This window comes from Neorhizobium fuzhouense (assembly GCF_042611105.1).
GTDB classification, from domain to species: Bacteria; Pseudomonadota; Alphaproteobacteria; order Rhizobiales; family Rhizobiaceae; genus Neorhizobium; species Neorhizobium galegae_A.
In genome coordinates, this window is record NZ_JBHFFP010000019.1 from 20,084 (window position 1) to 46,173 (window position 26,090).

Consider the following 26,090-nt stretch of genomic DNA (forward strand, 5'->3'; position numbering starts at 1 on the left):
GGCAGATGCTCAGCCATGATCGTCCGGCCTTTCCTGTTGAAGCCGCGCGTTGATTGGTCGTGCAAAGGCGAAAATCACGATGCCGAGCGTGTGGCGCACTGCGATATGCAGCAAGATCGCCTCAAGGAGCATGGCAGAGGCGGTCGCCGTTGCAGCCCCCAGCAGGCCGAGAGGCGGGATGAGGGCGATGTTGAGGATGATGCAGGCGGCAAGCACGGTGCCGTAAAGCATCACGCAGAGCGACTGCCGTCCCGCCATGTTGAGCAGGACTTCGCCCGGCCCGACACTGGCTTTCGCCAGAATGCCGCAGAGCAGCACCAGCATCAGCGGGTAGCCCTGCGAAAAGGCCGGCCCGAACATCTGCAGCAGCAAATGGCCAAGGGCTGCCACGCCAAGACCGACGGCAAGCGCCGGCCAGAAACTCCACCGGGCCGCCTGTCCCGCGAATGTGGCAAGCTCGCCCCTGTCACCGGTCGCCATGATGGCGGAAAAGCCGGGTGCGGCGGCGGCCTTGACGGAAAAATACACGAACTGCACCAGCGCGATGGTCTTGGCCGCCGCATAATAGATCGCCACCTGGTCCGGCGGCAGGTAGAGCCCCACCACCACCACATCGGAATTGGTGAGCAGGAAGCCGATACCATCGACCAGGAAAAGGGGAAGCGCAAAGCGCGTCCAGGGGCGGACGTCAAAGGCCAGGGCACCGGAGCCGAGATGGCGGCGCAGACGAAGGGTGACGCGGATGAACTGGACGAGCGTCGTGAGGTAGGTTGCGGCAAGAGCCGCCGTCATTGCGGTTGTTGCAGTGCGCGGTTCGCCAAGCCGGATGGCAAGCACCATCAACGCAAGGATCAGCAGCGGGCGGATGATATAGGTGGGGCTGAGCGCCATCACCGCCCAGCCATTGGCGCGGGCCGTGCCTTCCAGAACGTCGCCAAGGGCGATCATCGGCAGGGTAAACAGCCCGAGAAACACCGGTATGCGCCAGTAATCCGCGACGGCATTGTCGAAAAGGGCAAGGAAGGCAAAGCCGACACCTGCCAGCAGGCTTGCCGATAGAAGTGCAAAGACCCGCGCCGACCAGTTGAGGCCGCGGACCAGGTCATCTTCACCCCGTGCCTGATGCTGCGGCAGGAAGCGGATGACGGTGGTGTGGAAGCCAAGGCAGGAGAGATTGCCGAAGACCACGACCAGCACCCAGACGAAGGCAAAGATGCCGTAATCGAACTCGCCCATCAGTCGCGCCATGACGATCTGGGCGACAAAGGCGATGGCGGCGCTGAGAACACGGATGAAAAAGGCAATGAGGGCCATGCGTTGGGCGCGTGCTGTCTCATCGCTGCCGGCAAGGATCGGCTCCAGACCACGCAGCACGGGTGACAGCCGCGTCTTTACGCTGAGCGGCAGCAGTTTCTGCGCTGTGTCGATGACCGTCATGAAGGGCACGTTCTGCTCGGGCGGGGATCCGGCCGGCATCATGCGGTTGCGACCGTTAAGAAACGATTGCGCCGGCTCGCAGCCAGGCCTGCTTCCCCGGCTTTGATCCCCTCATCCACGAAAAAGGCCGCCCCGAAGGGCGGCCGCGATGGTTTGCAAAGGGAAGGCTGGTTTCAAGCGATCAGCGCGCCGTGGCAGTGCTTGAACTTCTTGCCGGAGCCGCAGGGGCAAAGCTCGTTGCGGCCGATGCGACCCCAGGTGGACGGATCGTTCGGATCGCGATCCTCGGGCGCCGTGAAGGGGGCGAGCGCTGCCATTGCAAACTCGTCCTCGCCGGTCGTCGCATCCACATGGTGCGCCTCCATGACCTGCGGCGGTTCAGGCGCCGGCGGCGTGTCGCGCACCAGTTCGACGCGCATCAGTTGCGACGTGACGACCTCGCGCATGTTGGCGAGCAGCGCCTGGAAGAGTTCGAAGGCTTCCGCCTTGTATTCCTGCAGCGGATCGCGCTGTGCATAGCCGCGGAAGCCGACGACGGAGCGCAGATGGTCGAGGTTGACGATATGTTCGCGCCAGAGATGATCGAGCGTCTGCAGGAGCACGGAGCGCTCGACATAGGTCATCACTTCGGGGCCGAAGCGTTCGGCACGGTCCTTGGCGGCGGCATCGGCAGCTGCGATCAGGCGCTCGCGGATGTCGTCCTCGGCAATGCCTTCTTCCTGCACCCAGTCATGGATCGGCAGGTCGAGATTGAGCAGGCGCTCCACACCTTCCTTCAGGCCATTGGCGTCCCACTGTTCGGCATAGGCGCGCTCGGGGATATGCTTGGTCACCAGCATGTCGATGACTTCGTGGCGCATGTCGGTCACGGTATCGGTGAGGTCCGGCGCATCCATCAGTTCGATGCGCTGCTCGAAGATCACCTTGCGCTGGTCGTTGGTGACGTCGTCGTATTTCAGAAGGTTCTTGCGGGTGTCGAAGTTGCGGGCTTCGACCTTCTTCTGGGCCCGTTCCAGCGCCTTGTTGATCCAGGGGTGGACGATCGCTTCCCCTTCCTTCAGGCCGAGCTTCTGCAGCATCGAATCCATCCGGTCGGAGCCGAAGATGCGCATCAGGTCGTCCTGCAGAGACAGGTAGAATTTCGACCGGCCCGGGTCGCCCTGACGACCGGAACGGCCGCGCAGCTGGTTGTCGATGCGGCGGCTTTCGTGGCGTTCGGTGGCAATCACGTAGAGACCGCCGGCTTCGAGCGCCTTTGCCTTCAGCTGCTTGACCTCTTCGCGGATCGCCGCTTCCTTGGCATCGCGCTCCGGACCGGGTTCCATGCCCTCCAGCTCGCGCTCCAGGCGCATGTCGATATTGCCGCCGAGCTGGATGTCGGTGCCGCGGCCGGCCATGTTGGTAGCAATCGTCACACCGCCGGGAACGCCGGCCTGGGAGACGATATAGGCTTCCTGCTCGTGATAGCGGGCGTTCAGAACATTGAAGTTCTCAAAGCCGTCGTTGCGCAGCATGGTGGCGAGCAGTTCGGATTTTTCGATGGAAGTCGTGCCGACGAGAACCGGCTGGTTGCGCGCATGCGCCGTCTTGATCTCCTCGATGATCGCCTTGAACTTTTCCTCGCCGGTCCGGTAGACCTCGTCATCCTCGTCGATACGCTGGATGGGCAGGTTGGTCGGCACTTCCACGACGTCAAGGCCGTAGATGTTGGAAAATTCTTCCGCTTCGGTGGACGCCGTACCGGTCATGCCGGCGAGCTTTTCATACATGCGGAAATAGTTCTGGAAGGTGATCGAGGAGAGCGTCTGGTTCTCTGGCTGGATCTGTACCTTTTCTTTGGCTTCCAGAGCCTGATGCTGGCCCTCCGAATAGCGGCGGCCGGGCATCATGCGGCCGGTGAACTCGTCGATGATGACGATTTCCCCGTTGCGGACGATGTAGTCCTTGTCGCGCTGGAACAGCTTGTGAGCCTTCAGCGCGTTGTTGATGTGGTGGACGATCGCGACGTTCTCGACGTCATAGAGCGATTCACCCTTCAGGAGACCCGCGCTGCGCAAGAGGTTTTCGAGCTTTTCGGTGCCGGCCTCGGAAAAATTGGCCGAGCGCTGCTTTTCGTCGATCTCGTAATCATCGGCCGTCAGCGCCGGGATGAAGGCGTCGATCGTGTTGTAGAGCTCGGAGCGGTCGTCCAGCGGGCCGGAGATGATGAGCGGCGTGCGCGCCTCGTCGACCAGGATCGAGTCCACTTCGTCGACGATCGCGTAGTTATGGCCGCGCTGCACCATCTGGCCGCGGTCGTATTTCATGTTGTCGCGCAGATAATCGAAGCCAAGCTCGTTATTCGTCGCATAGGTGATGTCGCAGGCATAGGCGGCGCGGCGCTGGTCGTCGTCGAGGCCGTGCATGATGACGCCGGTGGTGAGGCCGAGGAAGCTGTACAGCCGGCTCATGATGGCGGCGTCGCGGCTGGCCAAATAGTCGTTGACGGTCACGACATGGACGCCCTTGCCGGAGAGCGCGTTGAGATAGACCGGAAGCGTGCCGACGAGCGTCTTGCCTTCGCCGGTCTTCATTTCGGCAATCGCGCCGTCGTTGAGGATCATGCCGCCGGTCAGCTGCACATCGAAGGGGCGCATGCCGAGAACGCGGCGCGAAGCCTCGCGCACGACGGCAAAGGCCGGCACCACCAGATCGTCCAGCGTCTTGCCATTGGCGAGCTGCTCGCGGAACTCCACCGTCTTTGCAGCAAGCTGCTCATCGGAGAGTGCCTTCGTCTTTTCTTCGAGCGCGCCGATCGCCTCGATGCGGGAACGATAGGCACGGACGCGGCGGTCATTGGCCGAACCGAAAAACTTGCGGGCTATCCCACCGAAGCTGACCATACGAGTGGTCCTTTCCAAACTGATGTGGCATCCCTCGAAAGCATCGTCCGGCAGGTTGATTTGCGCCCTCTATTCGACAGGCAAAATACAAACGCCGGCCCGGAAACTCTTCTGGACGCGAAGTAGCGTGACAGATAAGAGGGGGGTCGAATGATGTCAACGGCTCCCGCCGTTACAGAATGGCCACAATCCGGTGTTTCTGACAGTGTTCCGGCCGGTCTCGACATCCGGGGCCGGTGCCCAATTCGAAAGGTAGTTCCTTATGTTTCGCCATAAATTCCTCGCGACTGCCGCCGTGGCCGTGGCCGTCTTTTTCCAGGCGCCCGCCTTTGCACAGGCCGATGCCGTGGTCGCCAAGGTTGGCGGCGTGGAAATCCATCAGTCGGAACTGGATGCGGCCATTGCCAATCTGAGCCAGCAGTACCAGCAGATGCCCGACGACCAGAAGAAGGTCGCGGCACTCTCGCAGATCATCGACATCAAGCTCGTCTCGAAGAAGGCCGAAGAAGCCGGTCTGCAGAACAGCGACGACTTCAAGAAGCGGATGGCCTTCCTGCAGGAGCGCGAGCTGCACAATGCCTATCTTCGCCAGCAGTTCGAGACGCTGAAGCCGGAAGAGGTCAAGGCCCGCTACGACAAGGAAGTCGCAGCCATGCCGAAGGAAGAGGAAATCCACGCCCGCCACATCCTGGTGAAGACCGAGGATGAAGCCAAGGCAATCATCAAGCAGCTCGACGAAGGCAAGGACTTCATCGAACTGGCAAAGGCAAAGTCGGAAGACACCAGCAAGTCCGACGGTGGCGATCTCGGCTACTTCACCAAGGGCCGCATGGTTCCGGAATTCGAGGAAGCCGCCTTCGCACTCGACAAGGGCGCCTACACGAAGACGCCGGTAAAGTCGCAGTTCGGCTACCATGTCATCAAGGTGGAAGACAAGCGTGACGCCCAGCCGCCGGCCTTCGACCAGGTGGAGCCGCAGGTTCGCCAGATCGTCATGCAGGAGAAGTATTCTGCCATTATCGATGCGGCCAAGGCCGACCAGAAGGTCGAAATTGTCGACGAAACCCTGCGCAAGGGCTATGAAGACATGACCAAGGGCGAATAAGCCGCCTTCGATATTTCATCAACCGGCCCGCATCTGCGGGCCTTTTCTTGTCCGGGTTTTTGCCAAATGTCCGCCACCGTTTCCCCCCTTGCTCCGAAATCCTATCCCGACATGCCGGCCGTCAAAGGCCTGCGCATGGCAACGGCTGCCGCCGGCATCAAGTACAAGAACCGCACGGACGTGCTTTTGATGGTGTTCGATGAACCGGCATCGGTGGCGGGCGTATTCACCCGCTCGAAATGCCCGTCGGCACCGGTGGATTTCTGCCGCGCCAACCTTGCCAATGGCAAGGCGCGCGCGGTTGTGGTCAATTCCGGCAATGCCAACGCCTTTACCGGCGTCAAGGGCCGGGCCTCGACGGAACTGACGGCGAAATCGGCGTCCGAAGCCGTCGGTTGCGATGTGGGCGAAGTCTATCTCGCCTCGACGGGCGTCATCGGCGAGCCGCTGGATGCGACGAAATTTGCGGGCGTCCTGGGTGACATGCAGGCGGCCGCAACCGGCGATTTCTGGCTGGAGGCCGCCAAGGCGATCATGACCACGGATACCTATCCGAAGGTTGCGACGCGCACCGCAGACATCGGTGGCGTCACCGTCACCATCAACGGCATCGCCAAGGGCGCCGGCATGATCGCGCCGGACATGGCGACCATGCTGTCCTTTGTCGCAACGGATGCCGATATCGCCCCGGCCGCCCTGCAGGCGCTGCTGTCTGAGGGCGTCGGCCCGACCTTCAATTCGGTCACCGTCGACAGCGATACCTCCACCTCCGACACGCTTCTTCTGTTTGCAACCGGCAAGGCTGAAGGCCAGGTTCGGGTGGAGACGGCCGACGATACGCGTCTGGATGGCTTTCGCACCGCCCTCAACGACCTCCTGAAGGATCTGGCGCTGCAGGTCGTGCGCGACGGTGAAGGTGCCCGCAAGATGGTGGAAGTCACCGTCACCGGTGCCGAAAACGATGCGGCTGCCAAACGTATTGCGCTCTCCATCGCCAATTCTCCGCTGGTCAAGACGGCCGTTGCGGGTGAAGATGCCAATTGGGGTCGTGTGGTGATGGCGGTTGGCAAGTCCGGCGAGATGGCCGACCGCGATCGGCTGGCGATCTGGTTCGGCGACGTCAGGGTTGCAATAGAGGGCGAACGCGATCCGGCCTATTCGGAAGCGGCAGCGACGGCAGTCATGCAGCAGGAGGATATCGTCATCCGTGTCGATATCGGCCTTGGCCAGGGAACCGCAACCGTCTGGACATGTGACCTCACGAAGGAATATGTCGCCATCAATGGCGACTACCGGAGCTGAACTTTTGATGCAGGCAATTTCTCCCCACGGCAATCTTCCGCTTGTCAGGCGTCTCGAAGCTGTCGGCTTCCGCGCCTGGCCGGCGGCCTCCGTGGTCTATGACGGCAGCTGGCAGGTGCGGCTGACGGGCGGGCACCCGTCCAAGCGGCTGAACTGCCTTGTGCCGCTCGATCCGTCGGATCATCGCGACGTCGACCTGCGCATCGAAAAGGCCCGCAAGCGTTTCGAACACTATGGCCGCCCGCTCCTGGTGCGCGAAACGCCGCTGTCGCCAAAACCGCTTCTCGACCGGCTGGCCGGCCAGGGATGGCGACCGTTCGAAACGGTCAACGTCATGGTGGCGGATCTGGCGGGGCTCGAACTGCCCGACACGCTCGGCCACCTGCCGAGCCATGACATCGGCCGCTATATCGATGCCTCGCTTGCCGTTCATGGCGAGGATGCGTCGCTGAAGCCGGCGCTCGCCGAAATCCTGTCGGCGATCAAGCCGGTCAGCGGCCTTTTCATTGCGGAAAATCCCGGCGAAGGCCCGGTTGCTGTTGCGCTCTGCGTACAGGATGCGGATCTCGCCGGCATCCTGTCCTTTGCCGTTGCCGCCGACCGCAGGCGGCAGGGGGCGGGCACGGAAATGCTGACGGCCGCCCTGCGCTGGGCCCGCATCAGTGGAGCCCGCACCGCCTGGCTGCAGGTGCATGACGACAATGTTGCTGCGCTTTCGCTCTATGGCCGCTTCGGTTTTCGCCAAGCCTACCAGTATCGCTACTGGCGCCAGGAGACCGGCGTATGAGTGTGGTCGACGAGACGCAAAAGCCTCGCTCCATTCTTCTGGTTGCCGCTTGCGCGCTGATCGATACGGATGGCCGCATTCTTCTCGCGCAGCGTCCGGAAGGCAAGAGCCTTGCCGGCCTCTGGGAATTTCCCGGCGGCAAGGTGGAGCCCGGCGAGACGCCGGAGGAAACGCTGGTGCGCGAGCTTCACGAGGAACTGGGCATCGTCACGCGCGTGCCCTGCCTTGCGCCGCTCACTTTTGCCAGCCACACATACGAGACGTTTCACCTGCTGATGCCGCTTTACGTTTGCCGGCGTTACGAGGGTATACCGGCGGGTCGGGAAGGGCAGGCGCTGAAATGGGTGCGGCCCGCGGCCCTTCGCGATTATCCCATGCCGCCGGCCGACGAACCGCTGATCCCCTTCCTGCAGGACCTGCTCTGAGCCTCCGGCGGATCCCGTAAAAGCCAGGCGTTGCCATTTATCCACAGTTTTTAAAATTCGCCGGGCGCGAATGAATCGGCGTTAACAGATCCTTTAACCCGATGGGGCAATATGCAGCTTCGATAAAGTAATTGCGTAACGAGGCTCTCATGGATGAGGAATTCTGGAAGACTGTTCGTGCCCAGCAAAGGGTCACGCTCAGGTCCGGCAGAACCGGCGTTCTGAACATCGCCCTGCTGTTCGGTACCGCAGCGATCGCGCTTTCGCTTATCGTCACGCCCATGTTGATGAAGCGATCCGACCCGCGCCATCTGGCCAATGTGCAACAGGAAATCGATCTGATCACCACCGGATCGATCAAGCCGGACGCATCAGGCACCAAGCATTACACGATTCGCCGCAGCGTGCTGCAGCAGACGCCGGGCTCCGTCTGCGTCACGCAGGGCTATGACGGCGAGAGCGTGTGCTGAGCGCGGTAACCTGCCGGTAAGTGAACCGATGCTATGCATCCCGGGATGGAACCCGGGGGCACGATGTCGATCCTCAAGAAATTCGCCGCGGATAATCAGGGTGCAACGGCCGTGGAATACGGCCTTGTCGTTGCCGTCCTGTCCGCCGTGGTGCTTGCCGGCTTCACCACATTTTCCGGCACATTGCAGGATATGCTGACCTTCCTTGCGGACACGCTTGCGGCCCGGTGAACCGGTTCCGACGCCTATTCGGGGTGGTCGGTGACGCGGAGCGCATCGGCCAGCCGCATCTTTGCCGAGCCTGGCTTCAGCGGCTTCTGCTGGCTTTCATGCGGCGCCCAGCCGGATGCGTAGACGATGGTGAAGGTGGCGCGGATGCGCCCGTCCGGATCGGAATAGCGCTCTGCATAAATCTCCGCCGCCCGCACGAAGAAGGCCCGCGTCAGCGGTGTCCTGCTTCGCCCGGCAAGGGGATTGCTCATGCCCATGGCGCGCAGGTCCCGCATCAGGTGAAACAGTGTATCGTAGCGTACGGTATAGGTTTCCGCATCGATCACCGGCAGCGCAAAGCCTGCCCGCTGCATCAGGCCGCCGATGTCGCGCACATCGGCAAACGGTATGACGCGCGGACTTGCGCCGCCAAAGAGTTCGGCTTCCGCCGCCAGAAGCACGTCGCGCAGTTCGACGAGCGTTCCAGCCCCGGGAATGGCGGCCATGAACAGCCCGTCCGGCTTCAGGGCCCGGCGAATGCGGATCAGCATGCCCGGCGTATCATTGGTCAGATGCAGCGACAGGGGCGAGAGGACGAGATTGACCGACTGGTCGGCGAGCGGCATGTCCTCAAGTGCTGCCGGCGAGATGTCTTCGCCGGGTCCGGCAAAAGCCGCACTCGTTTCGATGCGCGTCAGATGGCCGATCTTGCCGGTCTTGAACGCCGCGCGCGCGGCATTGCCGCCGCCGCCATGCAGTTCCACGGCCTCCTCGAAATGGCGTTCCACAACGCCGAGGCGCTCGGCCAGTTCATTGGCTGCAATGTCGAGCAGGAAGTCACCACCCGCAACGGCCCGCGCAATGGCGCGTTCGCGCCGTGCAGTTACCAAAGGCAGGTCGAAAAGGATGTCCATGCTGTCTGTCCGTCTTCGTTGAGGTGAGGTGTGTCGGCAGGCGGCACGCCTTGCATTTTGGTGTCGCATGGGCGCTGACGAGCCGCTAATGTCAAGACATGGTGGATGAGGCGGAGAAAATCGAGGGCGTCGCGCGATCGTTTTCGCCGCGCGCCCTGCTGCGGCCTCTGCTCGATCTGGTCTATCCACCCTGCTGTGCGGCCTGCGGTGTGCGCACGGCCGGTCACAATGCGCTCTGCGGCGCCTGCTGGTCGCGCATGCGCTTCATCGAAAGACCCTATTGCGACATCCTGGGCTTGCCCTTTGCACATGATCCGGGAGAGGGCATGGTTTCGGCACTGGCCATAGCCGAGCCGCCGATTTTCGACCGCTTGCGGGCAGTCGCGCTACATGAGGGGCCGGCGCGCAATCTCGTGCATGGGCTGAAATACCGGGACCGCACCGATCTTGCCCCGATGATGGCCGCCTGGATGGCCCGCGCTGGCGGTGAGCACCTGGCGCTGTGCGATGCCATCATCCCTGTGCCCCTCCACTGGACGCGCCTTCTCAAGCGGCGGTTCAACCAGTCGGCGGAACTTGGCCGTCATCTCGCCCGCCTCAGCGGCCGCCCTTTTTTGACGCGCGCCCTCACGCGCCGCAAGCGCACCGGCCGACAGGTGGGGCTGACGGCGAAGGGCCGGGAGGAAAATGTGCGGGCCGCCTTTCGTGTCCCCAAGGGCGAGGAGCATCAGGTTTTCGGCAAGCGGCTGGTGCTGGTGGACGACGTGTTTACCACAGGTGCCACCGTGTCGTCCGCGACGCGTGCCCTGAAGCGGGCGGGAGCCGCCGAGGTCACGGTTTTGACCTTTGCAATGGCGCTGGCCGAGCCTATATGACGATCAGTATCGCGATTGCGGTCAAGCGCGATCGCTCTTCATGGAGATCATCATGGCAGACGTCGTTATCTATACCCGCCAGATGTGCGGCTACTGTGCCCGCGCCAAGGCATTGCTGCAGTCGAAGGGCGTGAACTTCACGGAACATGACGCCACGTTCTCGCAGGAACTGCGCCAGGAGATGATCCAGAAGGCGAACGGCGGTTCGACCTTCCCGCAGATCTTCATCGATGGTCGTCATGTCGGCGGTTGCGACGATCTGCACGCGCTCGACCGTGACGGCAAACTCGATCCGCTGCTTGCTGCGTAAGGTGTGACATGACGGTGAAGGTCGCAGCCATCCAGATGTGTTCCGGTGTCGATCCGCAAAGGAATGCGGATACCATGGCGCGGCTTGTGCGGGACGCGGCGGCCAAGGGCGCCGTCTATGTCCAGACGCCCGAAATGACCGGCGCGCTGCAGAAGAACCGCGCGGAACTGCGCGCCATCCTTCGAAATGCAGAGAACGACATCATCGTGTCCCGGGCGGCAGAGCTTGCACGCGACCTCAAGATCCATGTGCATGTCGGCTCCACGGCGATTGCCCGCGATGACGACAAGATCGCCAATCGCGGCTTCCTCTTCGGACCGGATGGGACGCGCATCTGCAGCTACGACAAGATCCACATGTTCGATGTCGATCTCGACAATGGCGAGAGCTGGCGCGAAAGCGCCGCCTATCAGCCGGGATCGGAGGCGCGTGTTACGGATCTCGGATTTGCGAAACTGGGTTTTGCCATCTGCTACGACGTGCGCTTCCCGCAGCTGTTTCGTGCCGAAGCGGTTGCCGGTGCCGAGATCCTGACGGTTCCGGCCGCCTTCACGCGCCAGACGGGCGAGGCGCACTGGGAAATTCTCCTGCGCGCCCGCGCCATCGAAAACGGCGCCTTCCTGGTTGCGGCAGCCCAAGGCGGTGTTCACGAGGATGGCCGCGAAACCTATGGCCATTCGATGATCATCGATCCCTGGGGGCGCGTGCTCGCATCGGCGGGTGGCGACGGCGAAGCGGTGGTGATGGCCGAACTCGATATCGCAGCGGTCAAGGCCGCCCGCGCAAAAATTCCGAACCTCAAGAATGCGCGTGACTTCACGCTTGCACAATCGCAGGCCATGGCGCCTGCCGGAGGCGAGGCGGCGTGATCCGTTATTCCCTCATCTGTGACAATGCGCATGCGTTCGAAGGGTGGTTTTCGCAAAGCGCCGATTTCGATCGCCAGGTGGAAAGCGGATTTCTGACCTGCCCGGTCTGCGGATCCGCGGCCATTTCCAAGAGCCTGATGGCCCCTTCCGTTTCCACCGCCCGCAGCAAGCAGGAGCGCCAGCAGGTGGCAATGGACGTGGCGCGCCAGGAGACCATCACCAAGTTGAAGGAGATGGTCGCCACCATCAAGGCGAATGCCGAGGATGTGGGTGAACGCTTTCCCGAAGAGGCGCGAAAAATCCATTACGGCGAAGCCGATGCCCGCGGCATCATGGGCAAGGCGAGCCTTGCCGATGTGAAGGACCTGATCGACGAAGGCATCGAGATCGCGCCGCTACCGGTGCTGCCCGACGAGACGAACTGACGTCTGCCGCGCCTTGCGCTGCGGGCCTCAGCCCTCGCGCCTGGCAAGCATCATGTAGTTCACGTCCATGTCCTTCGACAGGTTCCAACGGTCCTGCAGCACATTGTAGAACACGCCGGTGCGGTGGGTGATGGTGAGGCCCGACGCGTTGAGCGGGCGTTCGATTTCTTCCGGCCGCACCAGCTTGTCATATTGATGCGTGCCCTTCGGCAGCCAGCGCAGGATGTTTTCCGCCGCAAAGATCGCCAGCGCATTGGCCTTCAGCGTGCGGTTGATGGTGGCCACGAACATCAGGCCGCCCGGGCGCAGCATCGAGGCGCAGGTGGTCATGAACAGGTTCACGTCCGCCACATGCTCCACCACTTCCATGTTGAGGATGACGTCGAAGGTTTCGCCGGCAGCTGCCAGCTGTTCGGCCGTTTCAGCCCGATAGTCGACGGAGACGCCGCTCTCTGCCGCGTGGGTCTGGGCGATGCGGATGTTCTTTTCCGACGGATCGGCGCCGACAACGGTTGCGCCCATCCGGGCCATCGGTTCCGACAACAGCCCGCCGCCGCAGCCGATGTCGAGAAAGCGCAAGCCTTCGAACGGTCTGTTGCTTTTGGGGTCGCGGGCAAAGTTTTCGCAGACGCGGTCGCGGATATAGGAAAGCCGCACGGGATTGAACTTGTGGAGCGGCTTGAACTTGCCGGTGGGGCTCCACCATTCCGCAGCCATGGCGGAAAAGCGGTCCACTTCCGCCTGGTCAATTGTCGTGCCGGAGGCATCGGTCATGGTTCGGCTCCCTGTCAATATGTGTCTGAAGTCGGGCCACGGGCCGCGCTTGTCAAGCCTCTCACAATGTCGCAGTGGAAAAACCGGGGACGGGTCCGGCTCCATATACGTCCCCGCGACATGAAAAAACCAAAATCCGCACGACCTGTGGCGGACGAAGGGACGTTGCGCCGAGTATCAAGAATTCCCAAGGAGGAAACCAGTGAAACGTCATATTTACAAAGCTTTGGCGGTGGGGGCGTTGCTTGCCTTCCCCTCGCTTGCGTCTGCGGCAACGCAAGGTTTTGCCACCGCAAACGTCAACATGCGCTCCGGCCCGAGCACGCGTTATCCGGCCGTGGTGGTCATCCCGGTCGGCGCCCCGATCAGCATCAATGGCTGCCTCGATACGGTCAACTGGTGCGACGTGTCGTTCTCGCGTGGCCGCGGCTGGGTGTCGGGCAACTACATCCAGACGACCTATCGGCAGAACCGCATCTACGTCGATCGCCAGTATTACCGTCCGCTCGGCATTCCGACGATCACCTTCGATGTCGATACCTACTGGCGGCGCTATTACAGCGGCCGTGACTTCTACCGCGAACGCGACCGCTGGCGTGGCTGGGATTATCGTCGCGATACCCCACCCCCGCCGCCGCCCCGTTACGACAGCCGCCGCGATGATCCGATTCGCGATCCGAACCGCTACCGCGAGGACGGCCGCTATCGCTACGAAGACCGCAACGGCATGAGCGACCGCTATCGCTGGGACGATAACAATCGCCGCGATGACAGAAACCGGCCCGACGATCGCAACCGCTATGACGGCCGCCCGGGCTTCGAGGGTCGCCCAATGCCTGATGGTCGGGATGGCAACCACAACTGGGATGGCGGTCGCCGGGGCAATGACCAAGGCTGGCGTCCGGATGACAACCGTCGTCCTGACGACAACCGCCGTCCCGATGACGGCAGGCGTCAAGAGCAGGCACGCCCGGGCTTCGACGGGGATCAGAACCGGGATCGCCCGCGCGGCCCGCAGGGCAGCTGGACGCCTGGCAACCGCTGCACGCCGGACAATCCTTGCCCGCCGCCCGGCCAGTAAGCACGGACTATCTTCGACAGAGACAAACGCGGCGCCCGCAAGGTGCCGCGTTTGCGCGTTACGGGCCGCCTCTTGCCCATTGCACCGTGGAACCCTTTTCGCTAAGAGGACGCCGCAAGCCTTTCCCCTATGGCATAAGGCTTTTCATATTTTCAGCCGCGCGGGGTCCAACGCCTTGCGCGATCAGGGTGGTTTTGGTCGGATATGGCTCGCATTGTCATGAAGTTCGGCGGCACGTCGGTCGCCAATCTCGAACGCATTCATAATGTCGCGCGCCATGTGAAACGTGAGGTCGATGCCGGTCATGAAGTGGCCGTGGTCGTCTCCGCCATGTCCGGCAAGACCAACGAACTCGTCGGCTGGGTGCAGGATACCCCCAAGGTCAACGGTGCAAGCTCGCCCTTCTACGATGCGCGGGAATATGATGCCGTCGTGGCCTCCGGCGAACAGGTAACTTCTGGACTGCTTGCGATTGCGTTGCAGTCCATGGGCATCAATGCCCGTTCCTGGCAGGGCTGGCAGATCCCGATCCGCACGGACAACACCCATGGTGCCGCCCGCATCGTCGATATCGACGGGGCAGAGCTTGTGCGCCGCATGGGTGAGGGTCAGGTGGCCGTGGTTGCCGGCTTCCAGGGCATCGGTCCCGACAACCGCATTGCAACGCTTGGCCGTGGCGGCTCCGATACCTCGGCCGTGGCGATTGCCGCTGCCGTCAAGGCCGACCGCTGCGACATCTACACCGACGTCGATGGCGTCTACACGACCGATCCGCGCATCGTGCCCAAGGCACGCCGCATGAAGAAGATCTCGTTCGAGGAAATGCTGGAAATGGCATCCCTCGGCGCCAAGGTGCTGCAGGTGCGTTCCGTGGAGCTTGCCATGGTCCACAAAGTGCGCACCTTCGTCCGCTCCAGTTTCGAGGATCCCGATGCGCCGGGCATGGGTGATCTCATCAATCCGCCCGGCACGTTGATTTGCGACGAGGAAGAAATCGTGGAACAGGAAGTCGTCACCGGCATCGCCTATGCCAAGGATGAAGCGCAGATTTCGCTGCGTCGCCTCGCCGACCGGCCGGGCGTTTCGGCAGCCATATTCGGGCCGCTTGCCGAAGCGCATATCAATGTCGACATGATCGTGCAGAACATCTCCGAAGATGGCTCGCGCACCGACATGACGTTTACGGTTCCTTACGGCGATGTCGAAAAGGCCATGAAGGTTCTGGAAGACAACAAGGCCAAGATCGGCTTCGACGTGGTGCAGAACGAGACGGGCCTGTGCAAGGTGTCGGTCGTCGGCATCGGCATGCGCAGCCATGCGGGCGTGGCTGCGACCGCGTTCAAGGCACTTGCCGAAAAAAGCATCAACATCAAGGCCATCACCACCTCGGAAATCAAGATTTCGATCCTGATTGATGGCGCCTATTCCGAACTCGCAGTTCGGACTTTGCATTCTGCCTACGGTCTGGATAAGAGTTGATCTTGAACCGGTTGGTTGTGCCGCCTCAGGCTTGAGTCGGTGCAACGTCTTCCGGATGGGACAGAGCCGAATTCGGGAGCGAACATGCCGATGAGAGACCTGTCGGCGGGCCCGCGCGTCCTGCTGAAGAGACTGCGGGAATTGATGGCCGAGCCGCTGGAGCCGCAGGAGCGGCTCGACCGGATCGTGCGCCAGATCGCCAGCAACATGGTGGCGGAGGTTTGCTCCGTCTATGTGCTGCGGTCCGATGGCGTGCTGGAGCTTTATGCCACCGAAGGTCTCAACAAGGATTCTGTGCATCTGGCACAGCTGAAAATGGGGCAGGGCCTTGTCGGCACCATTGCCGCCTCCGCCCAGCCGCTCAATCTGTCCGACGCGCAGGCGCATCCGGCCTTCCGCTATCTGCCTGAAACCGGAGAAGAAATTTACCACTCCTTCCTCGGCGTGCCGATTTTGCGCGCCGGCCGCACTTTGGGCGTGCTCGTCGTCCAGAACAAGGCGCAGCGCAATTACCGCGAGGACGAGGTCGAGGCGCTGGAAACCACCGCCATGGTAATTGCCGAGATGATTGCGACCGGAGAGCTGAAGAAAATCACCCAGCCGGGGCTGGAGCTTGACCTGACGCGCGCCATCACCATCGAGGCGGACGGCTATAACGAAGGTATTGGCCTTGGCCACGTGGTTCTCCATGAGCCGCGAATCGTCGTCACCAATCTTTTGAACGAAGATGCCGACAAGGAAATCGTGCGGCTGGTGGAGGCGATCGGCTCGCTGCGCCTGTCGATCGACGACATGCTGTCGCGCCGCGAAGTCTCCCAGGAGGGCGAACACCGCGAAGTTCTGGAAACCTACCGCATGTTTGCCCATGACCAGGGCTGGGTGCGGCGCATGGAAGAGGCGATCCGCAACGGTCTCACCGCAGAAGCGGCTGTCGAAAAGGTGCAGAGCGATACCAAGGCGCGCATGATGCGCCTTACCGATCCTTATCTGCGCGAGCGGATGCATGATTTCGACGATCTCGCCAACCGGCTGCTGCGCCAGCTGACCGGGTTTTCGGGCCGCGCCTTCGATGAGGGCTTTCCGACCGATGCGGTGATCTTTGCCCGCGCCATGGGCGCCGCCGAACTGCTCGATTATCCGCGCGCCAATATCCGCGGCCTTGTTCTGGAAGACGGTGCCGTGACGAGCCATGTGGTGATCGTGGCGCGCGCCATGGGCATCCCGGTCGTCGGCCAGGCGGCCGGCATCGTGGCTCTTGCGGAAAACCGTGATCCGGTCATCATCGATGGCGATGATGGGCAGGTGCATCTGCGGCCGATGGCCGACCTCGTCAAGGCTTACGAGGAAAAGGTCAAGCTGCGCGCCCGCCGGCAGGCACAGTTCCGCGCCCTGCGCGATGTGGATTCGGTCACCAAGGATGGCCAGCGCATCAGCCTGATGATGAATGCCGGCCTGATGGTGGACCTGCCGCAACTGGTGGAATCCGGTGCTGATGGCATCGGGCTGTTCCGCACCGAACTGCAGTTCATGATCGCCTCCACCATGCCCAAGCTCGAGGAGCAGGAGGCATTCTATCGCAATGTGCTGCGCCAGGCGGCCGGCCATCCGGTGACGTTCCGCACGCTCGATATCGGCGGCGACAAGGTGGTTTCCTATTTCCGCAATCAGGAAGAGGAAAACCCGGCGCTTGGCTGGCGCGCCATCCGGCTTTCGCTGGACCGGCCGGGATTGTTGCGCACGCAGCTTCGGGCGCTTCTGCGCGCCTCTGCCGGCGCAGAGCTCAAAATGATGCTGCCGATGGTGACGGAAGTATCGGAAATCCGCGCCGTGCGCGACCTGATGCAGAAGGAAGTGCAGTATCTGTCGAAGTTCGGCCATCCGCTGCCGCGCAAGCTGCAATTTGGCGCCATGCTGGAAGTGCCTTCGCTGATGTGGCAGCTGGACGAGTTGATGGCGCATGTGGATTTCGTCTCCGTCGGCTCCAACGATCTGTTCCAGTTCTCGATGGCGGCAGACCGCGGCAATGCCAGGGTGTCGGATCGTTTCGACATGCTGGGCAAGCCGTTTCTGCGGATCCTGCGTGACATCGTGCGGGCTGCCGAGCGCAACAAGACGCCACTGACGCTTTGCGGGGAAATGGCCGGCAAGCCGCTCTCGGCGATGGCGCTGATCGGGATCGGCTTTCGCGCAGTGTCGATGACGCCGACGGCGATCGGTCCGGTCAAAGCCATGCTGCTGGGGCTCGATGCGGGGCAATTGAGTTTCGAACTCAATGCGGCGCTGGATGATACGGCGTCCATCACACCTGTACGCGAGCTTCTTTTGGCCTTTGCAGCGGCGCACAATATTCCCGTCTAGAACAACAACAAGAACAAGCGGAGTGTAAGACGGTGGCGAAGCTTCCTGTCGAAAAGATGCGTGAGCTGGAGCGCCGCTTCGGCGAGATCGAGGCCCGTATGTCGGAGGGCCCGGCGGCCGATGTCTATGTGAAGCTCGCCTCGGAATATTCCGAGCTTCAGCCGGTTGTGGTCAAGATCCGCGAATATGAAAAGGCCGTGGCGGAGGAGGCGGATCTGCGTGCGTTGCTGGCCGACCGCACGACGGATCGCGAGATGCGCGAGCTTGCCGAAATGGAGCTGCCCGAGGCCGAGAAGCGGATCGAGACGCTCGAAAAGGACATGCAGATCCTGCTTCTGCCAAAGGATGCTGCGGACGAGAAAAGCGCGATCGTTGAAATTCGCGCCGGCACGGGTGGATCGGAAGCCGCCCTTTTTGCCGGTGACCTGTTTCGCATGTATGAGCGTTTTTCGGCCGCGAAGGGCTGGAAGGTCGAGGTCCTGTCGGCAAGCGAAGGGGAAGCCGGCGGCTTCAAGGAAATCATCGCAACGGTGACCGGGCGCGGCGTCTTTTCGAAGCTGAAGTTCGAATCCGGTGTCCACCGCGTCCAGCGCGTGCCCGAAACCGAAGCGAGCGGCCGCATTCACACCTCTGCCGCAACCGTTGCCGTTCTGCCGGAAGCGGAAGAGATCGATATCGAGGTGCGCCCCGAAGACATCCGCATCGATACGATGCGCTCTTCGGGTGCCGGTGGCCAGCACGTCAACACCACCGATTCGGCGGTGCGCATCACCCATCTGCCGACAGGCCTTGTCGTCACGAGCTCGGAAAAATCGCAGCACCAGAACCGCGCCAAGGCCATGCAGGTTCTGCGCTCGCGCCTGTATGACATGGAACGCCAGAAGGCCGATAGCGAGCGTTCGGCCGACCGCAAGAGCCAGGTCGGCTCGGGCGACCGCTCAGAACGTATCCGCACCTATAATTTCCCGCAGGGGCGCGTGACGGATCATCGCATCAATCTGACGCTCTATAAGCTCGACCGCATGATGGTGGGTGAAATCGACGAAGTGGTCGATGCGCTGATCTCCGATTATCAGGCTGGCCAGTTGGCGCAACTTGGCGAGCAGCAGCCGTGACACTGACCCTTGCTGACGCACTGGCGGGGGCGCGCTCAAGGCTCGCGGCTGCGGGCTTTGCCGATGCGCCAACCGATGTGCGAGTTCTGGTCTGCGGCCTTTTTGATCTGACGCCGACCGATCTCGTGTTGCGGGGCGACCGGGTGCTGTCGAGCGAGGAAATGGCGCGGCTTGACGCAGCCCTCGCGCGCCGGTTGGCGCATGAGCCGGTCCATCGCATCCTCGGAGAACGCGATTTCCACGGCGTGCGCCTGCTTCTGTCGAAAGACACGCTGGAGCCGCGCCCGGATACCGAGATCCTGGTCGATGCGATGCTTGCGCCTCTGAAACGGATCGTGGCGCAGAAAGGTTCGGCGCGTCTTCTCGATCTCGGTACCGGAACCGGGGCGATTGCCATCACTCTCCTGTCGGAAGTCCCGCAGCTTTTTGCGATCGGCGCCGATATTGCGGCCGGTGCCCTTGAAACGGCCCGCCGGAATGCCGACCTGAATGGTGTGGGCGATCGGTTTACGGCTGTGGAAAGCCATTGGTTCGACAGGATCGAGGGATTGTTCGACATAATCGTGTCAAATCCCCCCTATATCAACAGCAGTGTGATCGCTGACCTTTCGCCGGATGTTCGAGATTTCGACCCGATGCTGGCTCTGGATGGCGGGACGGACGGGCTTGATGCCTATCGCGCGATCGCTGCCGGTGCGAGCGTGTTTCTCGCAGCAGACGGTGTGGTTGGCCTGGAGATCGGTTTCGATCAGAAGTCTTCCGTCTCCACCTTGTTTGCAGCGCATGATTATACTTTGATCGAGGCGCTAAGCGACTATGGGGGAAATGACCGCGCATTGGTTTTTGCGCGGAAAAATCATTATCCCGCCGAGCCTTAAGCCGCTTTTGCAGACGCGAAAGAAAAGGCTTGGATTTGGAGATGAAGCGGGATAGGTTGCGGGCACACACTGGGCGGCTGGGAATGAACGGAGATTCGTTCAGGTTAAGCTCAACCGGAATGCGGCCTTCTTTGGGAGGCCTCACGGGTTGAACGTTACCTAGTGTGTGATTCAGATAAACTGACTTCCACTAGCGGCGGGACGGATGGATCGACCCTGTCCGCGGCACGTGAAGCCTTGTTCCGGCAGATGCCGGCTGGCCGCGTGGCCCTTAATCAGCAAAGCACAAAGAATTCAGGTGAAAGATCGATGAGGCCAGGACAGCAAAACAAGCGTGGTCGGGGGCGTGGCAATAACAACAATAACAACAATGGCGGCGGCGGTGGCGGCGGTAACAACTTCAACCGCAAGGGCTCCAATCCGCTGACCCGGACCTACGACAGTTCCGGTCCAGATGTGAAGATCCGCGGCACGGCCCAGCATATTGCGGAAAAATATTCGACCCTCGCCCGTGATGCACAGAGCGCCGGCGACCGCGTCATGGCCGAAAACTATCTCCAGCACGCTGAACATTATAACCGCATCATTGCCGCAGCCCAGGCGCAGATGCAGGAACGCGTCCAGCGCGACGATCGCCAGGACTATAATGATCGCGACAACGAGCGCGACGGCGACGAGATGGACATGGGCGATACCGACGACAACGCTTTTGCGTCGCAGTCCCAGCAGTACCACGCGCCGCAGCAACATCAGCCGCAGCCTCAGGTCTCGCAGCCGCAGCCGCAGCCGGCCCCGCGCCAGCAGGCGCCGCGTCAGCCTGCACCGCCGAAGGTCGCAGCAGCGCCTGTGGTCGTTGCCGAAGCAGCGCCGGTCATCGATGGCAGCGGTCCGCAGCCGGTCATCGAAGGCACCCCTGCGGAGGTCGCAATCGAGGAAGAGGGCGGTGCAGTGCGCGAGCGCCAGCCGCGCCGCCGCAATGCCAGCAACCGTCCGCGCCGTCCGCGTCGCACGGCAGAGGGTGAAGGCGAAGCATCGGCGGAGAGCGAGCCTTCGCTTGCCGATGCGGCGGGCGAATGACCCCCTGATCCCGCAGGATCTGACGTTCATCAAGCCCCGGTCTTTTGGCCGGGGTTTTTCATTTTGCGGTCTTTAAACCGGCAAAAAGCCCCACCATATCTGCGTCAGGATGCTTGGTTCCAAACCACTTGGGACAAAAGCACGGGCTCGCCTTTGAGGGAGCTCAATCTCAATTGTCGGTCTGCGCCTTATAAGGGCAGGACGATCCATGGAGGTCAGTCATGAACATCGAAAAATACTCCGAACGCGTGCGCGGTTTTCTGCAATCGGCACAAACCCATGCCCTTTCGGAAGGGCACCAGCAATTCGCCGCCGAACATGTGCTGAAGGTTCTGCTGGACGACGACCAGGGAATGGCGTCGTCGTTGATCGAGCGTGCCGGCGGCAATGCCAAGGAAGCGCGCATTGCCAATGATGCAGCCCTTGCCAAACTGCCGAAGGTCTCTGGCGGCAATGGTCAGGTCTATCTCGCGCAGCCGCTGGCCAAGGTCTTCACCACCGCCGAAGAGGCAGCGAAGAAGGCCGGCGACAGTTTCGTTACCGTCGAGCGCCTGCTGCAGGCCCTTGCCATCGAGACTTCGGCCTCCACATCGGCCAGCCTGAAGAAGGCGGGCGTGACCGCGCAGAGCCTGAACCAGGTCATCAACGATATCCGCAAGGGCCGCACCGCCGATACCGCCAATGCCGAGCAGGGCTTTGACGCGCTGAAGAAGTTCGCCCGTGACCTGACGGCGGAAGCCCGCGATGGCCGGCTGGATCCGGTGATCGGTCGCGACGATGAAATTCGCCGCACGATGCAGGTGCTTTCGCGCCGCACCAAGAACAATCCGGTGCTGATCGGCGAGCCGGGCGTCGGCAAGACGGCGATTGCCGAAGGCCTGGCGCTGCGCATCATCAATGGCGACGTGCCGGAAAGCCTAAAAGACAAGAAGCTGATGGCGCTCGACATGGGCGCGCTGATTGCCGGCGCAAAATATCGCGGCGAGTTCGAGGAGCGCCTGAAGAGCGTGCTCAACGAAGTGCAGTCGGAAAATGGCGAGATCATCCTGTTCATCGACGAGATGCACACGCTGGTCGGCGCCGGCAAGGCCGATGGCGCGATGGATGCCTCCAACCTGTTGAAGCCGGCACTTGCCCGCGGTGAACTGCACTGCGTCGGCGCCACCACGCTCGATGAATATCGCAAGCATGTGGAAAAGGACCCGGCGCTTGCCCGTCGCTTCCAGCCGGTGATGGTGGATGAGCCGACCGTCGAGGATACGATCTCGATCCTGCGCGGCCTCAAGGAAAAGTACGAGCAGCACCACAAGGTGCGGATCTCCGATTCCGCCCTGGTGGCAGCAGCAACGCTGTCCAACCGCTACATCACCGACCGTTTCCTGCCGGACAAGGCAATCGACCTGATGGACGAGGCAGCATCGCGGCTTCGCATGCAGGTGGATTCCAAGCCCGAAGAACTGGACGAACTCGACCGCCGCATCATCCAGCTGAAGATCGAACGCGAAGCCCTGAAGAAGGAAACCGACGCGGCCTCCGCCGACCGGCTGACCCGTCTTGAAGGCGAATTGACTGCGCTCGAAGAACAGGCCGATGCGCTGACGGCCCGCTGGCAGGCGGAAAAGCAGAAGCTCGGCCTTGCCGCAGACCTGAAGCGCCAGCTGGACGAAGCCCGCAATGATCTCGCGATTGCCCAGCGCAAGGGTGAGTATCAGCGCGCTGGCGAGCTGACCTATGGCGTCATTCCGAATCTGGAAAAGGCGCTGAAGGAAGCCGAGGAGCGGGACAATCCCGCCTCGTCTATGGTGCAGGAAGTCGTGACGCCGGATGCGATCGCCCATGTCGTCTCCCGCTGGACCGGCATTCCGGTCGACAAGATGCTGGAAGGCGAACGCGACAAGCTGCTGCGGATGGAAGACGAACTGGCGAAGTCGGTCGTCGGGCAGGGTGATGCGGTGCAGGCCGTCTCGCGCGCCGTGCGCCGCTCGCGCGCCGGCTTGCAGGATCCTAACCGGCCGATCGGCTCGTTCATCTTCCTCGGCCCGACCGGCGTCGGCAAGACGGAGCTGACCAAGTCTCTCGCCCGCTTCCTCTTCGATGACGAGACGGCCATGGTGCGCCTCGACATGTCGGAATACATGGAGAAGCACTCGGTCTCGCGTCTGATCGGCGCACCTCCCGGCTATGTCGGCTATGACGAAGGTGGTGCTCTGACGGAGGCGATCCGCCGCAAGCCCTACCAGGTCGTGCTGTTCGACGAAATCGAGAAGGCGCATCCGGATGTGTTCAACGTTCTCCTGCAGGTGCTCGATGACGGGCGGCTGACGGACGGGCAGGGCCGCACGGTCGACTTCAAGAACACGATCATCATCATGACCTCGAACCTCGGTGCGGAATATCTGACCAGTCTCGGCGAGGGGCAGGATGTCGATAGCGTTCGCGAGCAGGTGATGGACGTGGTGAAGGCCTCGTTCCGGCCGGAATTCCTGAACCGCGTCGACGAGATCATCCTGTTCCATCGTCTCGCCCGCAGCGAGATGGGCGCCATCGTCGATATCCAGATGTTGCGCCTGTTGCAGCTCCTGGCTGATCGCAAGATCACGCTGGAACTCGGGTCGGATGCCCGGGAATGGCTGGCGGACAAGGGCTATGACCCGGTCTATGGGGCACGTCCGTTGAAGCGGGTGATCCAGAAATACGTTCAGGATCCGCTCGCCGAGCAGATCCTCGGCGGTACGGTACCGGATGCCTCGACGGTGAAGGTCAGTGCCGGTTCCGACCGGTTGCTCTTCTCCGTGAAGAAGCACCTTGCCGAAGCGGCATGACGATCAAGGGCCATCCTCCGGGGTGGCCCTTTTTTTACGCTGGGAGCGCCGGAGAATTTGCCCGGCAGTTCTTACTTGGATGCGACCTGCTCGCTGCCATTGCTGGTCAGCAGCGCATCGATGCGCTTGCGCTCTTCCTCGAAACGGGCAAGCGGCGTGCCCGAGAGCGATTTTCCGCCCGGCAGTCGCACCTTCATCGAATCCACCTTGGTATTGTTGACGATCAGTTCGTAATGCAGGTGCGCGCCGGTTGACGATCCGGTGGAGCCGACATAGCCGATGACCTGGCCCTGCGTCACGCGCGCGCCCTCCCGCACGCTTTTCACGATCGCGCTCTGGTGGTTATAGGAGGTTTCATAGCCATTGGCATGGCGGATGATTGTCTGGTTGCCATAGCCGGAGGCCCAGCCGGCCCGCTCCACGATGCCGTTGCCGGTGGCAATGATCGGCGTGCCGCGGGGGGCTGCCCAATCGGTGCCGGTATGCATGCGCGAATAGCCGAGGATGGGGTGCCGTCGCATGCCGAATCCGGAGGTCAACCGGCCGTTCGGGACTGGATTGCGCAGCAGGAACTGGCGAATGCTCTTGCCGTCCTGGTCGAAATAATCGACCGAATTGTCCTCGAGGTTCTGGTAGCGGTAAAAGCGTGTGACCGTATCGCCGAATTTTGCGCTGACATAGAGAAGTTCGGAGCGGGGGCCGGCACGGCCCTGTTCGTCGGCGGCCGAAAAAAAGGCTTCGATCGTGTCGCTCGGTTTCAGCTGGGCCTGCAGGTCGACGGTGCTCGCCAGAAGCTTCACCATGGTCGCCGTCATGTCGGCGGTCATTCCGTAAGACAAGGCTGCCCTGTAGATCCCGTCATAGACACTGGGCAATTCACGGCCCGACAGGATCGTCGGCGCGTCTTCGGAAAATGCACTGTCGACCGCATCGAGATGGATCGGTTCGGCGCCGTTGACGAACCGCCCGCGGTCATCGACGGCAATCGTCGCCACATGCTCGCCCTTGCGGTACAGGCTGGCGCGGATGATCGATACCATCTCGCCTTCCTGGATGAGGCCGATGCGCAGCACGTCGCCCTGCTGCAATTGCGGGGTGCCGAGCTTTTCGGCAAAATGGCTGGCGATATCGCTCGCCTGTTCCTTCGGATAGCCGACGGCGGCCATGGCCTCGACGACATCCAGCGGCTGGCGCAGCGGGATGACGTCCTCGGCATAGTCGCGCGTCTTGGCGGTTGTCGGCTCCGGCGCCGACACAGACATGTTTTCTTCCACTACGCGTGCGGACAAGGGGCCGCCGAGCGATGGCAGGGCATCGGCGTCGCCATCAAAGCGCTGCGGGTCGACATAGGTGAGGGCAGAAATCTGCGCAGTCCCGTCAGTCAGGATCGACCCGTTGGTGCGAACATTCTCTTCCACCTCGTCGAGCGACATGCCCGGCGCAAAGGGCAGTTTCGCAGACGAGACGGGAAAGGGGACCGTCTGCAGGCTCACATCGGTCTCCACTTCGGAGCCGTAGATCATACCCGTATTCGACGGAGCGTCGCTGTCGCCCTCGCCGCTGGAAAAGATCGTCAGCGGATCGAAGGGCGGGTAATTTTCCGTGGCGACATGGTTTGCCGCAAGCGCCATCTTCACATGCGAGAACGGCTGGCGACGTACGACTTCCTTGGCGCCTTCCTTGACGACGGTTGCCACTTCCAGAACCTTACGGTCCGTCGGCATGGCGATCACGTTGTTGGAGAGCAGGCGCCCGCCGCGTGATACCGCATCCGCCTTGCCACTGACGGGAAGTGCTGCAAAGGCTTCAGCCGGGATAGCCAGCTGCTGGCGCCCGTCAAGTGCTGCAAACAGCGCCACGCCCATCAGGATCGAGGAGGTGATGCCGGTCAGAAACGTGCCCGAGAGCCAGCGCAGTGAAATCTCGCGTCGATCGGGCGCACGTCGGCCATCCGCAAGGATCGGCGCCTCGTTCCCCAGAGAAGACAGCAAGCTGCGAGGCGTCGTCATTCCTGTGGTGCTCTCCCCTGTTGCGCGGTTTTGGCGTGCATCGGCGCAAGGATGTGCCGAATTAGAGCCTAAGAGTCAAATTTTAGAAACCGGACGCGCCGGCCTGTCCCGCCCCCTCGGCGTCCGGATGCCCTTACGCTCGGATTGTGGAATTGTAGGGGCGCGCGCCACGGATGCGTATGGGGAAGAGCAGGCATCCACCATTTTTCCTTTCGCGCGCAACCGAAAGGGCTGCGAGCGGGAGGTAAGGCAAGGTTCATCATGAGCACGACGCATGCATGCGAAGCTTTAATCCGCATTCCCCGACACGGGCGGGGACGTCGGCGCTTAAAATGCCGACCCGCAAAGGGCGAGGAGGGGTCTCGAACGCCGCTGTCCGAAGCCGAGCAAGTGTCATGCTCTTCCCGATGCCGAAATTTCCCCCATTAAATCAATGCCTTGCGAGTTTTTCTGCGATTTATGATTTTTGAGTGTTGACGTTTTGGG

General features: G+C 62.0%; 22 protein-coding genes. 17 read left to right on the forward strand and 5 right to left on the reverse strand.

Features of this window, described 5'->3' with window-relative positions; translation table 11 throughout:
- Positions 1-9: 9 nt before the first annotated feature.
- Entirely contained in the window at positions 10-1,437 is a 1,428-nt protein-coding gene (locus ACEXP3_RS23200; RefSeq protein WP_377299563.1) for a lipopolysaccharide biosynthesis protein, read from the reverse strand.
- Between the two features lie 173 nt (positions 1,438-1,610).
- Positions 1,611-4,319 carry a preprotein translocase subunit SecA gene (secA, locus tag ACEXP3_RS23205; RefSeq protein WP_377299564.1) on the reverse strand — a complete coding sequence of 903 codons (2,709 nt, stop codon included), beginning with the start codon at positions 4,317-4,319 and terminating at the stop codon, positions 1,611-1,613.
- A 262-nt stretch (positions 4,320-4,581) separates the two neighbouring features.
- On the opposite strand from secA, the gene ACEXP3_RS23210 reads away from it, so the two are divergent.
- The 6 genes from ACEXP3_RS23210 (at position 4,582) to ACEXP3_RS23235 (ending at position 8,639) form a co-directional block, all read left to right on the forward strand.
- Positions 4,582-5,424 carry a peptidylprolyl isomerase gene (locus ACEXP3_RS23210; RefSeq protein WP_210105694.1) on the forward strand — a complete coding sequence of 281 codons (843 nt, stop codon included), beginning with the start codon at positions 4,582-4,584 and terminating at the stop codon, positions 5,422-5,424.
- Positions 5,425-5,490: 66 nt separating this feature from the next.
- On the forward strand, positions 5,491-6,726 hold the full coding sequence (gene argJ / locus ACEXP3_RS23215; RefSeq protein WP_377299565.1) for a bifunctional glutamate N-acetyltransferase/amino-acid acetyltransferase ArgJ: 1,236 nt from the start codon (positions 5,491-5,493) through the stop codon (positions 6,724-6,726).
- On the forward strand, positions 6,707-7,513 hold the full coding sequence (locus ACEXP3_RS23220) for a GNAT family N-acetyltransferase (RefSeq protein WP_377299566.1): 807 nt from the start codon (positions 6,707-6,709) through the stop codon (positions 7,511-7,513). Before argJ ends, ACEXP3_RS23220 begins: the two co-directional genes overlap by 20 nt.
- On the forward strand, positions 7,510-7,938 hold the full coding sequence (mutT, locus tag ACEXP3_RS23225) for an 8-oxo-dGTP diphosphatase MutT (RefSeq protein WP_377299567.1): 429 nt from the start codon (positions 7,510-7,512) through the stop codon (positions 7,936-7,938). The genes ACEXP3_RS23220 and mutT overlap by 4 nt, the downstream gene beginning before the upstream one ends.
- A 149-nt stretch (positions 7,939-8,087) precedes the next feature.
- On the forward strand, positions 8,088-8,408 hold the full coding sequence (locus ACEXP3_RS23230; protein WP_210105690.1) for a hypothetical protein: 321 nt from the start codon (positions 8,088-8,090) through the stop codon (positions 8,406-8,408).
- A gap of 63 nt (positions 8,409-8,471) precedes the next feature.
- A complete protein-coding gene (locus tag ACEXP3_RS23235; protein ID WP_377299568.1) occupies positions 8,472-8,639 on the forward strand; it encodes a Flp family type IVb pilin in 168 nt (55 codons plus the stop codon).
- Between the two features lie 14 nt (positions 8,640-8,653).
- On the opposite strand, the gene ACEXP3_RS23240 is transcribed toward ACEXP3_RS23235, so the two are convergent.
- The gene (locus tag ACEXP3_RS23240) at positions 8,654-9,532 is read right to left on the reverse strand and encodes a methyltransferase domain-containing protein (protein WP_377299569.1); all 879 of its coding nucleotides are present in this window, start codon (positions 9,530-9,532) and stop codon (positions 8,654-8,656) included.
- 98 nt (positions 9,533-9,630) lie between these two features.
- On the opposite strand from ACEXP3_RS23240, the gene ACEXP3_RS23245 reads away from it, so the two are divergent.
- From ACEXP3_RS23245 to ACEXP3_RS23260, 4 genes are read left to right on the forward strand one after another with little or no spacing between them, the layout of a single operon-like run.
- Positions 9,631-10,407, forward strand: coding sequence for a ComF family protein (locus ACEXP3_RS23245; protein WP_377299570.1), 777 nt, complete (start codon positions 9,631-9,633; stop codon positions 10,405-10,407).
- A 52-nt stretch (positions 10,408-10,459) separates the two neighbouring features.
- Positions 10,460-10,717, forward strand: coding sequence for a glutaredoxin 3 (gene grxC / locus ACEXP3_RS23250; protein WP_210105686.1), 258 nt, complete (start codon positions 10,460-10,462; stop codon positions 10,715-10,717).
- An 8-nt stretch (positions 10,718-10,725) separates the two neighbouring features.
- A complete protein-coding gene (locus tag ACEXP3_RS23255) occupies positions 10,726-11,586 on the forward strand; it encodes a carbon-nitrogen hydrolase family protein (RefSeq protein WP_377299571.1) in 861 nt (286 codons plus the stop codon).
- Positions 11,583-12,011 (forward strand): DUF1178 family protein, encoded by a 429-nt coding sequence (locus ACEXP3_RS23260; RefSeq protein ID WP_377299572.1) that lies wholly within the window; start codon positions 11,583-11,585, stop codon positions 12,009-12,011. Before ACEXP3_RS23255 ends, ACEXP3_RS23260 begins: the two co-directional genes overlap by 4 nt.
- Before the next feature lie 27 nt (positions 12,012-12,038).
- Here ACEXP3_RS23260 and ubiG read toward each other — a convergent pair whose 3' ends face one another.
- Positions 12,039-12,785 carry a bifunctional 2-polyprenyl-6-hydroxyphenol methylase/3-demethylubiquinol 3-O-methyltransferase UbiG gene (gene ubiG / locus ACEXP3_RS23265; protein ID WP_377299573.1) on the reverse strand — a complete coding sequence of 249 codons (747 nt, stop codon included), beginning with the start codon at positions 12,783-12,785 and terminating at the stop codon, positions 12,039-12,041.
- A 202-nt stretch (positions 12,786-12,987) separates the two neighbouring features.
- Between ubiG and ACEXP3_RS23270 the strand changes: the two genes are divergently transcribed.
- The 7 genes from ACEXP3_RS23270 to clpB all read left to right on the forward strand — a co-directional run bounded on the left by ACEXP3_RS23270 (position 12,988) and on the right by clpB (position 23,595).
- On the forward strand, positions 12,988-13,866 hold the full coding sequence (locus ACEXP3_RS23270) for an SH3 domain-containing protein (RefSeq protein WP_377299574.1): 879 nt from the start codon (positions 12,988-12,990) through the stop codon (positions 13,864-13,866).
- 204 nt (positions 13,867-14,070) lie between these two features.
- A complete protein-coding gene (locus ACEXP3_RS23275) occupies positions 14,071-15,345 on the forward strand; it encodes an aspartate kinase (RefSeq protein ID WP_210105682.1) in 1,275 nt (424 codons plus the stop codon).
- A gap of 90 nt (positions 15,346-15,435) precedes the next feature.
- Complete coding sequence (ptsP, locus tag ACEXP3_RS23280; protein ID WP_377299581.1) at positions 15,436-17,703, forward strand: phosphoenolpyruvate--protein phosphotransferase; 2,268 nt, start codon at positions 15,436-15,438, stop codon at positions 17,701-17,703.
- Positions 17,704-17,735: 32 nt separating this feature from the next.
- A complete protein-coding gene (gene prfA, locus ACEXP3_RS23285; protein WP_377299575.1) occupies positions 17,736-18,818 on the forward strand; it encodes a peptide chain release factor 1 in 1,083 nt (360 codons plus the stop codon).
- Positions 18,815-19,696, forward strand: coding sequence for a peptide chain release factor N(5)-glutamine methyltransferase (gene prmC, locus ACEXP3_RS23290; RefSeq protein ID WP_377299576.1), 882 nt, complete (start codon positions 18,815-18,817; stop codon positions 19,694-19,696). The genes prfA and prmC overlap by 4 nt, the downstream gene beginning before the upstream one ends.
- Before the next feature lie 309 nt (positions 19,697-20,005).
- Positions 20,006-20,773, forward strand: a complete 768-nt coding sequence (locus ACEXP3_RS23295; RefSeq protein WP_377299577.1) for a DUF4167 domain-containing protein — start codon at positions 20,006-20,008, stop codon at positions 20,771-20,773.
- A gap of 221 nt (positions 20,774-20,994) precedes the next feature.
- The gene (gene clpB, locus ACEXP3_RS23300) at positions 20,995-23,595 is read left to right on the forward strand and encodes an ATP-dependent chaperone ClpB (protein WP_377299578.1); all 2,601 of its coding nucleotides are present in this window, start codon (positions 20,995-20,997) and stop codon (positions 23,593-23,595) included.
- Positions 23,596-23,666: 71 nt separating this feature from the next.
- Here the strand turns inward: clpB and ACEXP3_RS23305 are convergent, their stop codons facing one another.
- Entirely contained in the window at positions 23,667-25,604 is a 1,938-nt protein-coding gene (locus ACEXP3_RS23305; protein ID WP_377299579.1) for a M23 family metallopeptidase, read from the reverse strand.
- Positions 25,605-26,090 lie beyond the last annotated feature (486 nt).